Source organism: Streptococcus sp. W151 (assembly GCF_053010205.1).
Genome location: NZ_JBRKNT010000001.1, coordinates 270257 through 282637, shown reverse-complemented (window position 1 = coordinate 282637; position 12381 = coordinate 270257). Strand labels below are relative to the sequence as shown.

Below are 12381 nucleotides of genomic sequence, written 5' to 3'. Positions count from 1 at the left end.
TCACTTCTTTCATGTATGTTTCATGTATGCGATTTCTTTATAAAAAGGTCTTGCTTCCAGTACAAACGTTTGTCGCATCCAACTATTTTTGGTAAAATAGGACCATTCACATGAAAGAAGAAATAACGATGGAAAATCAAACCTTAATGCAATATTTTGAGTGGTACTTGCCAGCTGATGGCAACCACTGGACGCGCCTTGCAGAAGATGCGCAACACTTAGCAGACTTGGGAATTCGCAAAGTCTGGATGCCACCTGCTTTTAAAGCCACTTCCAACAATGATGTTGGCTACGGCGTATACGACCTCTTTGATTTGGGTGAGTTCGATCAAAAAGGGACGGTTCGCACCAAATATGGCTTCAAAGAAGATTATCTGCAAGCCATTCAAGCCCTCAAAGATGCGGGCATTCAACCAATGGCCGATGTCGTTCTTAACCACAAGGCTGCAGCAGATGGCCTAGAGGAGTTCGAAGTCGTTGAGGTCGATCCCATGGATCGAAACCATGTCCTCACCGAGCCATTCACCATTCAAGGATGGACCAAATTTACCTTTGATGGCCGAAAGGGAGCCTATAATGACTTCCATTGGCATTGGTACCACTTCACCGGTACCGACTACGATGCTTCTCGTAATAAAAATGGGATCTACCAAATCCAAGGGGACAACAAAGGTTGGGCCCATGGGGATCTGGTGGACAATGAAAATGGAAACTACGATTACCTCATGTATGCCGATATCGATTTTAAACACCCCGAGGTTGTAGAAAATCTCGATCAGTGGGCGGAATGGTTTATCGAAACGACTGGGGTAGAAGGTTTCCGTCTGGATGCGGTCAAACACATCGACTCCTTCTTTATGAAGAATTTCATCCACAATATCACCCAAAAGTACGGTGAAGATTTCTACGTCTTCGGTGAATTTTGGAATGGGGATAAAGAAACTAACGATGAATACTTGGAAAGTATTGATTATTTGTATGACCTGGTCGATGTAGCCCTCCACCATAACCTCTTTAGAGCCAGCCAAGAAGGTGAAAATTTCGACCTTCGAACCTTGTTTGATGGAACACTGGCCCTACATCATCCGGAACAGGCCGTCACTTTTGTCGATAATCACGATACCCAGAGAGGCCAAGCCTTGGAATCGACCATCCAAGAATGGTTCAAACCTGCAGCCTATGCCTTGATCTTACTTCGCGAAGCTGGTTTACCATGTGTCTTCTATGGTGATTATTACGGTATCACAGGTAAATTTGCGCAAGAAAGTTTCCAAGAGGTACTCGATCGTCTCTTATGGGTTCGGAAGGATCTTGCCTACGGGGAGCAAACGGACTACTTCGATGGTCCAAATTGCATCGGCTGGACTCGATCAGGAACAGAAGAAGCAGCACCGATAGCCTGCTTGATTTCGAATAACCAAGCTGCTACTAAGATCATGGAGATCGGAACAGCCTATGCAGGCCTCACCTACTATGACGTCCTAGAAAATTGTACTGAAACCGTGCAAGTCCAAGAAGATGGGACCGCCGAATTCCCAGTGGCAGAAAGCTCTGTCAGCGTCTGGGTCGCAAAAGATACAGAGGGCCAATAACCAATAAATGTGATTTTCTCCTAGGATCTACATGTTCCTAGGAGAATTTTTTCCTGTAAAAATTTTATAGGAAACACAGCTTCATTTTAGCACGATAAGAAAGCGCTGTCAATGGGTAGCGTGTCTATTTAAAAGCAATAAAGAGCATCAAAAAAACTCGTTTTCCAGTTTGGAAAACGAGTCTTCTTTTTAGCTCAATTCTGCAATGATTTCTTTCAATTGCGCTTTCGTATGAACTCCAGCAACTTGTTTGACAACTTGTCCATCTTTTTTAAAGAGAAGAGTTGGGATCGACATGATACCGAATTGACGTGCTGTATTTGGATTTTCATCTACATCCATCTTACAGATTTTCAAATCATCTTCATGTACTTCTTCTGCCAACTGATCCAAGATTGGAGCTTGCATGCGGCATGGACCACACCAAGTTGCCCAAAAGTCAATCAAGACAAGTCCTTGGCTGGTTTCTTGTTCAAACGTTGCATCTGTGATTACGTGTGCCATAATTCCTCCTTTTTCAGTAGGCATCTACTGATTCTGCATTTCTACTTTTATTTTACACTAAATGATGCCATTTTAGAAATATTTGCTACGGGGACTCCTTAAGCATCTTCTTTCTTCTTGCGCCTAAAGATGAGGCTAGAAGCTGTCAGGGTAAACAGACCTAAGAGACCCAGAGTATCTTCTTTGCTACCTGTTTGTGGAAGCGTATGGTCCGTATGCCCTCCTTCTACTGCAGGAGTTGGAGCTTGAGGATCTTCTGCCAATCCTGATGAAACAAATTGAGGGCCATAGGATACAGCTAGAGCAAGGTGAGGGTGCTCTTGAGCAGCTGATGCGGTCTTCATCTCAACGACCTTCTCAGGAAAATCTTGGCTTGGTTGGACAAGATGTTCTGGGCTTGGAAGCGTATATTCTTCCTTGTAGTGCACTTCTGGTGCTACTAGAGCAGCTCCTCCAACTTCTGGCAGGTTTACATAGTCTGTATCGCTTGCACTTGGTACATAGCTTGCCTTTTGGGCGCGGGTCTTTTCGACAATTGGAATCGCAGCCTGGATAGAATCTGTCTTGAAGGTCACTTCATATGGGTGCTCCACCGTTAAATCAGATGGGTCATAGGTGTTAAAGACTAGAGCTAACTTGTGACCTTTCTTAACTGTATAGAGATTTGGTTGGAGATAGACCGTATAATCATGGTATTCCCCAACTTTTGGCTCGATGCTTGCGCGTGAGCTGGCTGAATCGTAGCCAGACTCAGGGTTAGCAAGGTTGATCCAGCCTTTTGCGATCACCTTGTACTTGGTCTTGATGGTTTCGTATTCGGCTACAGATAGATTGCTTAAATTGCTTCCCATCCAGAAACCGTCTGCTGTTTTATCTTGCTTGACGCTACCATTTCCTACCACGTCAAAGTCCTCATCTGCCACGTCTACCAAGAGGGCATTGAGTTGGAAATTCTTTCCTTGACCTTTGGCAAGAGCTGCCTTGAAATGAACGGGAATGTGGCCCTTGATCGTAGTGTCCTCAGTGACATCAGAAACAAAGGTCAGATTAGCCTTAGAAGAGGCTTTGCTGACTGTTTCATTACGGTTAGCGATCTCAACACCCGCAGCCGCATAGTCACTTGAAATGGTTTCTTCCAAGCGTTTCGACTGAGCATTCAAGAAGAGACGTTGACTGCTCTTCCAGTTATCATAGCTGGTCCACTTACTTGGATCATAGTTGTTTTGAGCTAGAACTGCTGGCAAACTTTCGACGTGATTGTCCACACCATAGAGGTAATGGGTCAGCCAAGTATTGAGTAGGTCATAGAAATCTTGGCCCTTGGCTGTGATCCCATAGCCACGAGACATAGCTGCTGGATAGACGTGGTCTCCTTGGTGGAGATAGAGCTTGACATCTTGTCCCGCTTTCTTGAGCGCATCGTACATGAGTTCAAAGTGTTTGGTTTTGACATTGTCATCATTCAAGCCATGGACGATCAGGGCGCTGGTCTTGAGATTTTCTGGATGAAGGGTATAATCCCGCTCCTTCCAGACATCACTGTAGTTGCGATCATGAGCGTACTGGTCCTTGTTCAATTGGTTGATGTAGTTGGAATAGTTTTGCCAAATCCCTGCCCAGTCTTCTTGATCCAGCATCCGCGTGCTAACGTAGAGGGAGAGCCATGAAAGGTCACTATAAGGTGCATTGCCAAATTGGGTCCCTTGGCTATTGAAATAATCATACCAAGAAGCAATCCCTGCTGCTGGAACGATAGTCTTTAGGCCTTCTACGCCAGTCGCTGCCACACCAAAGGTTGTGGTGCCAGCCCAGGATAGACCGGTCATTGCGACATTGCCACTTGCCCAGTCTGCCTTGATTTCGATATTGCTAGTCTTATCGGTGTAGGCTTTGCGTTTGCCATTGACCCATTCGATGATATTCTTGAAAGCATTGATTTCGAGGTCAGATCCGGTTGTATTGAAGCCTTCTGATCCCTTGGTCCCAAGTCCAGCACTCGAGATAAAGGCATAGCCTCTGACCAAGAAATAGTCGTACCAGTTGAGATCTTCGTAGTCATAGATATACTCGTAGGGACTGTAGTAGTACCAATCCGATGCTTTGGCTTTTTTCGCTGCTTCTACTGTCGTCTCACTGCCAACTGGCTGTCTCTTTGCAGGTTGGCTGTGCAGTTTCTTCATGTCGTAGCTGCCATCTGTCGGAAGCCCCAGACTTTCAAGGGTCACGTAGTTTTCATCGAGTGTTCCTGCTACGTAAGGACGCGCTTCGAGAATAGTTGCTGCCTTAAAATCGCCTTGCGCGACTGCTTTTGGTAATTGAACAATGGCTTTGACCAAGTCTGGCTTGCCATCTGCATCGGTGTCGTAGTCCGTTTCGACATAGACTGGGAAGCGGACAATTTGGCTGTCCTCATATTTGTAGTCTTCGTCTGCTTTTTCTCCCGTCGTATAAGGGAAAATAGGCTGGGCACGACCATTTAAAAAGAGCGGACTTTTCTTTTCAGCCCGGTAAGCATCATAGAGTTTCTTAGCTGTTTCGTACATCTTGGCCAATTCTGGCTGACTGACCTTACGAGTCAGATCTTCTGATGTTTCAATCAAACCTAAACTCTTGGCAAAGCGTTCCCGATCTGCTTGGTTTTGGCCCAATTGGCTTGGATCCGTTGCTGCCCATTGAAGCAAGCCATTAACAGCGTCTTGAACTGTCAACTCCTTAGAGGTCTGATCCGCTGCAAGGGTCGAACCTGTGACTTTTGCCAAATCCTGACTTGTTGCCGGTGCTTCTGAAGTAGGAGTGGATTGAGGTGCAACTTCCCTGTTTGTTGCTGCTGGAGTTGCTACTGGAACAGTTGGATCACTTGGGGCTGTGTGGGCTTCTCTTGTAGGAGCTACGTGATTTGCAACTGCTGTCCGATCCAGCGATGCCTCACTTGAGCTTGTCCCTTCTTCACTAGAGCTAGTACTTGTGTCACGTGCTGTCGGTGACACCTCTGTAGCTGGAGCATGGACCACTTCTGTCGATGGAGCTAACTCTTCTGTCTGCTCATCTGCTGCTGCTACTTGGTGCAAAACCATTGGCGCGATCAGTAAGCTCGATGCGACAATGGAAACCATTGTTTTCTTTTTCATGTCAGTCTCCTAACTTTTTTGTAATCAACACTCCCATTATACTATGTAAGCGTTTTAATATCAAACAGATATTCATCTGATCCACAAAAAAACCGAGGCATCAGCCTCGGTTATCGATCCTTATTTAACGTGTTTCTTAAGATCTTCTTGTGCTTTTTTATTTGACTCTGCTTGTTCTTTTTGCCATTTTTCAAGGGCTTTGTTGTAGTCAGCACTTGTCACAGCTTTGTCTTGGAGTTTCATTCCTTTGTAGATCACGTGGTCTTTTCCTTTACCACCAGTCCATGCAAATGGAGCTGAGAATGGTTCGATACGTGTCAAGAATGGACGTCCAGTTGATGAAGAAGTTGGCATAACAAGGGCGCTATCAGTCAACCAAGCTTGCGCAGCCGCATATTTTTCATAGCGTTTGTTGACGTCTTGTGTTTCTGCACCAGCATCTTTGATCATCTTTTCAAAGTCGTACAGACCAACTTTTTTAGCTGCTTCATTGTTTTCACTTGGGTCAAATCCAAGGAAAGTCTTAGTATTTTCACCAGATGAAGCTTTCAAGATATCCATGTAAGTTGATGGGTCTTGGTAGTCAGGGCTCCATCCAACATTATCAGAGAGATCCCAGTCTTCACCAGCCGCATTTGGCGCAAAGAGGGTCACATTTTGAAGGTCTTCTTTCGAAAGCATTTGGATATCGATGACGACATTTTCTTTACCAAGCGCTTCTTCAACTGATTGTTTGAAAGATTGCACCCGTTGAACTCTTGATGGAGTGGTTTGGTCCACAGGCATATCGATGTGAATTGGGAATTTCACACCTTCTGCTTCCAAGGCAGTCTTCGCTTTTGCAAACTCTTCCTTCGCTTTCTTCGCATCGAAGAGACCGTTTTGACCATCATCTAGTTTAGTAGATTTCCACTCATCTCCATAGGTATCCAATTGTGTTTTTACCATTTCACCGAAGGTCTTGCCATCAGCTTGGACAAATGTTGGTGGAATGTAGAGGTTACGGATGATCTTACTTGCTCCGTCTTTTCCGTTCAATTGAGCAGCATAAGCTTCACGGTTGAAGGCAAAGCTAATCGCTTGACGGAAGTCCTTGTTCAAGAGGGCTTTCTTAGTAGATTGTTTTTCTTCATCGGTCTTCTTAGCTGTGTGTTTGTAAGATTGACGGTCGATGTTGGTACCAATGACATAAGAAGCAGCATCTTGAGGAGTGTAGGTGATTTCGTCTTTAAATTCTTTGGCTTGCTCTGAGTAACCAGATCCAGTTGGGAAAAGTTTTGCCAAGCTAAGAGCATTTTCACCGAATGATTTCGCCAATTTACTTTGGTCTTGTCCATCGTAGAATTCCAATTTTACATCTGAGACGTAGACCTTGTCTTTATCCCAGTAGTTTTCATTCTTAGTCATTTCGATAGAAGATTTTGAAGTAAAGCTCTTCAAGATGTAAGGACCATTGTAAAGAAGGGAGCTAGTATCACTTGCTTGGGCGAATTTATCCCCTTTTGATTTCACGAATTTTTCGTTGACAGGGAAAGTGATCCCAAGTGTCAATTTAGAGTTCCAGAAAGATTCTGGTTGGTTCAAAGTGATTTGAAGGGTATGATCATCAACTGCTTTAACTCCTACAGCTGAGAAATCTTTATTTTTACCGCTGACGTAGTCATTCAAGCCTTTGATAGAATCTTGGATGATGTAGAGCATTTCTGATTTATTATCAGCTGCATATTTGATCCCTGTGACGAAATCTTTGGCCGTGACATCTGCGTACTCTTCGCCTTCTGAATCATACCATTTAGCATCATCACGAAGTTTATAAGTATAAGTCAAGCCATCTTGGGAAACCGTCCAATCTTTTGCAAGAGACGGAATCAAGTTACCGTATTTGTCATTTTCAAACAAGCCATCAATCAAGTTTCCTGTGATATCGTGGGTTGCTGCTTTACCAGATGTGATATAGTTCAAGTTTTCAGGTTCCGTCTCATAGACATATGAGAATTTTTGGCCGTTGTTTGAGCTAGATGATTTCGAACCACCAGAACAAGCCGCTAGGATACCTGCTGAAAGGAGAGCAACTCCCGCAAGTGCAATGACATTTCTTTTTTTCATGTAAAACTCCTTAAGAAATTTTAAGTTTATTTTAAGATTATACCACAAAGATTTTCAGAAGAAAAGGAATTTTCAGAAAATTTTAGTTTTTTAAAAAAACTACCCCGGAGAGTAGTTTTTCCTTATTAATCTACTAATTCGCTCTTGAGGTAGGCATCGACCATGCGCTCTGTTGCGACTACAGAATCCAAGTGGGTCCGCTCATATGAGTGGCTAGACTCGATCCCTGCCCCGAGAAGAGCGTGTTTCACTTCTGCTCCTGCGCTCATGGCTGCAGAGGCATCTGATCCATAGAAAGGATAGATATCCAACTTATAAGGGATTTCTTGGGCTTTTGCCAAGGCCACCAAATGCTGACGGAATTCGTAGTGATACGGTCCTGAAGCGTCTTTGACACAGATGGATACCGTGTATTCATCCGTCGCTTGGTCATCTCCCATAGCCCCCATATCTACTGCCAAGTATTCTACCACTTCAGACGGGATACTAGAATTGGCCCCATGCCCCACTTCTTCAAAGACTGAAAAGGCAAAGGTAGTCGTTACTGGCAATTGGATCTTCTCTTCCTTGTAAACGCGCAGAAGATTCAAGAGAATCGCTGCACTCACCTTGTCATCCAAGTGACGAGATTTGATAAAGCCGGTGTCTGTCACAATGGTCCGAGGATCAAAGCTGACAAAATCACCCACTTCAATGCCAAGGGCACGGGTTTCTTTCTCATTGGTCACTTTTTCATCCAGACGGACTTCCATATTGTCCTGAGTCCGCTCGACAGTTCCCGCATCCTTGTAGACGTGGCAAGAAGTCTGATGGACCAAAATTGTCCCCGAATGAGTCTTTCCTGTATTGGCTACATGGACTGTACAATTTTCCCCTTCAATCATATTCCAAGGGAAACCACCGATACGGTCTAGCTTGAGGCGACCATCTGCTTTCACAGCGCGGACAATAGCCCCCAAGGTATCCACATGGGCTGTGACGTAGCGTTGCTTGTCTGTGATCACACCAGGCACGGTCACATTCACGCCTCCCTTAGCCGTCCGAGTTACTTCATACCCAAAGCCTTCAATGGTTTTGACCAAGTAGTCTGCGATCTCCCGTGTAAAACCGGTCGGGGAAGGAATGGCTGTCAATTCCTGTAAATAAGTCACTGTCTGATTCATAATGCCTCCAAATGTGTTTTTCTTTATTCTAGCATGAAATAGGTGGAATAGCTAGAGGAGAGGTTACAGGGTGGACTATTCAACATTAATCATCTATGGTCACTGGAAAAATATCTTCCCCTCTTTTCATTCTTTCTTCCATTTCTTTCCATTCCATCACTAATTTATATAGTTCTTCAGTTGGAATAAAACATGGTTCACCTAATATTTCTTCCTCAAATTGGAAGTAAACTTCTGTTATTTCTTTTCCAACTTCGATCCCCAATAAATTACCATCAAAAGCGTACTCTTTCATATTTCCAGAAATGACATTCTCCAAAGCTTCGCGAACATCCGAATAAAAATCAGTAACTTCTGTCATCATAAAGGTTGTTAAAATTTTATAATTTTCTCTGTTATATAGGACGGTGAGTTCTATTTTGTCGTCGACACTATTGAATAATTTATATTGTCTTTTTAACATTTGTTCTAGCTTATTTCTAATCCTCAAGAATTGAAAAATTATATTTGTTTTTGTATCTCTGATTGAAGCGGACAATTAAATTCATAGGGTCTTTTTTGGTTAATCCATTATCAAAAGTTATACTTTTCGTTAACTCTTCCCGAAATTTTTGTATCCCAGATGCTATTTCAGCTACTAATTTTGAAGTATCAATTTTAAAAGTGGCAATACCCTTATCTTCCATAAAAAGTATTGAATCGAAAAATAATATTGAAATATACAAATCCGTAGCTGAACTCTTTGTCAATTTAATTAAAGAGTTCTCTAATAATAATTGAATGTTTTTGATATCACTTTGATTATAAAAATATTCAAACAGTACCTGATTAATATCTGTAGGAAAAACGTCTGGAACAAAAGTTGGAGGTTCAATTCGATACTTTTGTCTTCCGCGAAGTATATCTTCAACGTTTCCTTCTTTTATAGCTTCTATAATTTTTATTTCTTCCTTCAATTTAGTTTATTTCTGTTTCCTTCCTTCTTTTTTCTCCATATTTAGGATCAATAATACTAAATAAGCGAATTTGTTCTTCTTCAAAAAGAGTACCATACCGTTCAAAATCACCATTAGCATTCGTCCATGCATTCTTTGATGCTATTCTAGTAACATATGATTGCAAAAGATAATATAGAATATCGTCCTTATTATCAAATTTTTTCTTAGAATTTATTTTACCACGTTCGATGCCAACAATGTAGTAATGATCGCCCTCTAAATAAATAGTACGTCCTTCTGGTAAGAATAGAGATGGTTTTTCTTCTGTAAATAAATCCGACTGATTCAGATTTGTCTCCCCTATTTTTAATAGCAATTCCATTAATTCTTGTTTTAACTGCATTATCTCCATTAGCAACCTTTTCAATGATATCTGCATGTTCTTTTTACTAAACCAGAAACTTGTTCCAACCTAGCCTTTATAAGTTTTCTCGTTCCAATAAATAATTAGCAATAATCCCATTTAATTCGGCAATAGTCTCGTTGGTCTGTTTTCTTAGATCAAGATCATTATCCCAATAGTAAATATCAGATAAGCCTCCGTGTGGTGGAAAAAGAGCTTTATACATTGTTAATTTATCTCTTAAACTCATTTCCTGATTCGTGTTTACTTCTTCTTTTAAAATCTGTAACTGATTTACCTGTGTTCCAATGTTTTTAATATTATATTTGTCAATGATAGACAATAAATTGTCAATCGTTTCTATAATGATTTCTTTCATACTATCGTTCATCATTTAAAAATCCTTATCACAACTAGTATTTTTCTGAATTTTTTAAAAAGGAACTTGCTAAGAACTAACTTCGTTCTTCATTATAGCATAAGCAATAGAAATTTTATCAAGTCGGTGTGTTTAAATGGCAAACCATTATTTTTCATGCAGTTAAAAAACTCAAGCCAACTGACCTGAGTTTCCTTCTTATGGATCAATGTAACCATCTGGTTGGCGGGCCTACCAAAGTAAAATAGCTCAAGAAGAGAAACTATCTGCCCCACAAATCTTATCTAGAACTCGTCTGAAAAACATACGAATTCGTATTGATTATACGATAAAGTAATCTCTGCTTCTTTAACATCTTCATCTATCCATTCTTTTTTCCTTAACAATCATTAATTTCTCCACAACATCTAAACCAAAAAAGAGCAGCAAACTGAACTGCTCTCCATTTTGTTTATTTTTCAACCATTCCGCCCTTGATCAGACTATCTTTCGTTACTGAATAACTAACTGTTTTGTCATCTAGCGGATTAAAGCCTGGGACGATTTCTTTTAATTTATTAAAATCGATTTTTGTGTAATCAATGGTATTGCGGATATAAAAGATTCCGTCCTTGTATTCTGATGTTAGTTCAAATCCGTGGCCCATCAGATCTTTGAATTTTTCTTGGCTCTTGGCAACGGCTTCTTTCATGGTTTCAAGAGGGTTCTCACCAGGCACTTTTGAGACGTCGTAATCGTCAACTTTTTCTTGTACTAACAAGGTATCGCCCTTGTAATACAAGGTGATAGTTGACTTACCTGCTTCATCACTCGTTTCGAGAACGGTTTTTTGTGCACCTGCTAGTGCATCCTCTTTTTTGCTTTCATCAGTTGATGACTCTTTTTCCTTTTCTTTAGCAGATGATTTGCTTGTTGCTTTACTGGTCGCTTTAGTAGATGATTGACTTGTAGATTTTGTAGTCTCTTTTTTTGCGCAACCAGCTAAAAGAAGACCTGCTGTCAATAAGACGGCTAACATTTTTGTGGTTTTATTCATTTTGAATACCTCACTTTTTTATGATGGTTAGGGAAATGACTGACGTCTGAAACCAGTCATTTAGTAAGAACAACTGTAGATATAGATGTTATAAGAAAACCCTCAAAAATGATGTTTGCAGTCGCCTCCTTATCGATCATTGTAGCCATCTGGGTGGCTGGAATGCCATGCCCAGGCTGTTTGGATGATGGTTTCGATATTGTCAAATTTTGGTTGCCAGCCGAGGATCGCACGCGCCTTCTCAGAGGATGCGATCAGGGTATCTGGATCTCCTGGTCTACGATCAGCAATCTCAAGTGGGATCGGATGTCCCGTCACCTTGCGGGCTGCTTCAACGATTTGAAGATTAGAGAATCCGGTTGATGAGCCCAGATTAAAGGCGGTAGATGGGTTGCCATTTCGGAGATACTCCACCGCTAGCAGATGGGCATCTGCCAAGTCAAATGGATGGACATAGTCCCGAACATTGGTGCCATCTGGCGTATTGTAGTCATCTCCAAAAATGGCGATTTTTTCACGTTTGCCTTGCGCCACTTGTAAGACGATCGGCAGGAGATGGGTCTCTGGTCCATGGTCTTCTCCGATCGATCCATCTGGCTTAGCACCCGCTACATTAAAGTAACGAAGAGGCACATACTTGATGCCGTAGGCTTGATCGGCCCAGCGCATAATAGTTTCCATCATGAGCTTGCTTTCGCCATAAGGGTTGATTGGTTTTTGTGGAGTGGTTTCAAGAATCGGAATCTCTTCTGGAATACCGTAGGTGGCAGCGGTTGAAGAAAAGACGATGTAGTGCACCCCACATTCATGCATGACTTCCAAGAGTTTGACCATGCCAGCTGTATTGTTGTCAAAATATTTCAATGGATCTGCCATAGATTCCGCGACTAGTGAGTAGGCCGCAAAGTGGATGACCGCATCGATATCTGCATGTTCCTTAAAAACCCTGCGCATGAAGTCTTGATCCGCTAGGTCTCCTTGGTAAAAGACGGCATCTGGATGCACCGCTGCACGGTGGCCTGTGACCAGGCTATCGATCACGACGACTTTTTCCTGTCCTTCATTGACCAAACGGTCTACCATGTGGGAACCGATATAGCCAGCTCCTCCGAGTACGAGTATTGCCATTTGT

At 42.2% G+C, this 12381-nt stretch carries 11 protein-coding genes; 1 reads left to right on the top strand and 10 read right to left on the bottom strand.

Features of this window, described 5'->3' with window-relative positions; translation table 11 throughout:
* The first annotated feature begins 110 nt into the window (after positions 1-110).
* Positions 111-1592, top strand: a complete 1482-nt coding sequence (locus tag ACVC7Q_RS01285; RefSeq protein WP_447264530.1) for an alpha-amylase — start codon at positions 111-113, stop codon at positions 1590-1592.
* A gap of 189 nt (positions 1593-1781) precedes the next feature.
* Here the strand turns inward: ACVC7Q_RS01285 and trxA are convergent, their stop codons facing one another.
* The 10 genes from trxA to galE all read right to left on the bottom strand — a co-directional run bounded on the left by trxA (position 1782) and on the right by galE (position 12377).
* Positions 1782-2096 carry a thioredoxin gene (trxA, locus tag ACVC7Q_RS01280; RefSeq protein WP_003002728.1) on the bottom strand — a complete coding sequence of 105 codons (315 nt, stop codon included), beginning with the start codon at positions 2094-2096 and terminating at the stop codon, positions 1782-1784.
* Positions 2097-2194: 98 nt separating this feature from the next.
* Positions 2195-5224: a CocE/NonD family hydrolase gene (locus tag ACVC7Q_RS01275; RefSeq protein ID WP_447264529.1), complete on the bottom strand. Its 3030-nt coding sequence runs from the start codon at positions 5222-5224 to the stop codon at positions 2195-2197.
* A 120-nt stretch (positions 5225-5344) separates the two neighbouring features.
* Entirely contained in the window at positions 5345-7330 is a 1986-nt protein-coding gene (locus ACVC7Q_RS01270; protein WP_447264528.1) for a peptide ABC transporter substrate-binding protein, read from the bottom strand.
* A 125-nt stretch (positions 7331-7455) separates the two neighbouring features.
* On the bottom strand, positions 7456-8493 hold the full coding sequence (locus tag ACVC7Q_RS01265) for a M42 family metallopeptidase (protein ID WP_447264527.1): 1038 nt from the start codon (positions 8491-8493) through the stop codon (positions 7456-7458).
* 85 nt (positions 8494-8578) lie between these two features.
* Positions 8579-8956, bottom strand: a complete 378-nt coding sequence (locus tag ACVC7Q_RS01260; protein ID WP_447264526.1) for a hypothetical protein — start codon at positions 8954-8956, stop codon at positions 8579-8581.
* Between the two features lie 16 nt (positions 8957-8972).
* On the bottom strand, positions 8973-9449 hold the full coding sequence (locus ACVC7Q_RS01255) for a hypothetical protein (RefSeq protein WP_447264525.1): 477 nt from the start codon (positions 9447-9449) through the stop codon (positions 8973-8975).
* 1 nt (position 9450) lies between these two features.
* Positions 9451-9843 (bottom strand): Imm63 family immunity protein, encoded by a 393-nt coding sequence (locus ACVC7Q_RS01250; protein WP_447264524.1) that lies wholly within the window; start codon positions 9841-9843, stop codon positions 9451-9453.
* 67 nt (positions 9844-9910) lie between these two features.
* Positions 9911-10228 (bottom strand): ABC transporter, encoded by a 318-nt coding sequence (locus tag ACVC7Q_RS01245; RefSeq protein WP_447264523.1) that lies wholly within the window; start codon positions 10226-10228, stop codon positions 9911-9913.
* 436 nt (positions 10229-10664) lie between these two features.
* Entirely contained in the window at positions 10665-11249 is a 585-nt protein-coding gene (locus ACVC7Q_RS01240; RefSeq protein WP_447264522.1) for a DUF1307 domain-containing protein, read from the bottom strand.
* A 129-nt stretch (positions 11250-11378) separates the two neighbouring features.
* The gene (gene galE / locus ACVC7Q_RS01235; RefSeq protein ID WP_447264521.1) at positions 11379-12377 is read right to left on the bottom strand and encodes a UDP-glucose 4-epimerase GalE; all 999 of its coding nucleotides are present in this window, start codon (positions 12375-12377) and stop codon (positions 11379-11381) included.
* Positions 12378-12381 lie beyond the last annotated feature (4 nt).

Excerpts from the sequence above, each read along its gene's own strand:
- galE (WP_447264521.1), bottom strand. The coding sequence starts at position 12,377 with ATGGCAATACTCGTACTCGGAGGAGCTGGCTATATCGGTTCCCACATG.
- ACVC7Q_RS01240 (WP_447264522.1), bottom strand. The coding sequence starts at position 11,249 with ATGAATAAAACCACAAAAATGTTAGCCGTCTTATTGACAGCAGGTCTT.
- ACVC7Q_RS01270 (WP_447264528.1), bottom strand. The coding sequence starts at position 7,330 with ATGAAAAAAAGAAATGTCATTGCACTTGCGGGAGTTGCTCTCCTTTCA.
- ACVC7Q_RS01250 (WP_447264524.1), bottom strand. The coding sequence starts at position 9,843 with ATGGAGATAATGCAGTTAAAACAAGAATTAATGGAATTGCTATTAAAA.
- ACVC7Q_RS01285 (WP_447264530.1), top strand. The coding sequence starts at position 111 with ATGAAAGAAGAAATAACGATGGAAAATCAAACCTTAATGCAATATTTT.
- ACVC7Q_RS01265 (WP_447264527.1), bottom strand. The coding sequence starts at position 8,493 with ATGAATCAGACAGTGACTTATTTACAGGAATTGACAGCCATTCCTTCC.
- ACVC7Q_RS01245 (WP_447264523.1), bottom strand. The coding sequence starts at position 10,228 with ATGATGAACGATAGTATGAAAGAAATCATTATAGAAACGATTGACAAT.
- ACVC7Q_RS01275 (WP_447264529.1), bottom strand. The coding sequence starts at position 5,224 with ATGAAAAAGAAAACAATGGTTTCCATTGTCGCATCGAGCTTACTGATC.
- ACVC7Q_RS01260 (WP_447264526.1), bottom strand. The coding sequence starts at position 8,956 with ATGTTAAAAAGACAATATAAATTATTCAATAGTGTCGACGACAAAATA.
- trxA (WP_003002728.1), bottom strand. The coding sequence starts at position 2,096 with ATGGCACACGTAATCACAGATGCAACGTTTGAACAAGAAACCAGCCAA.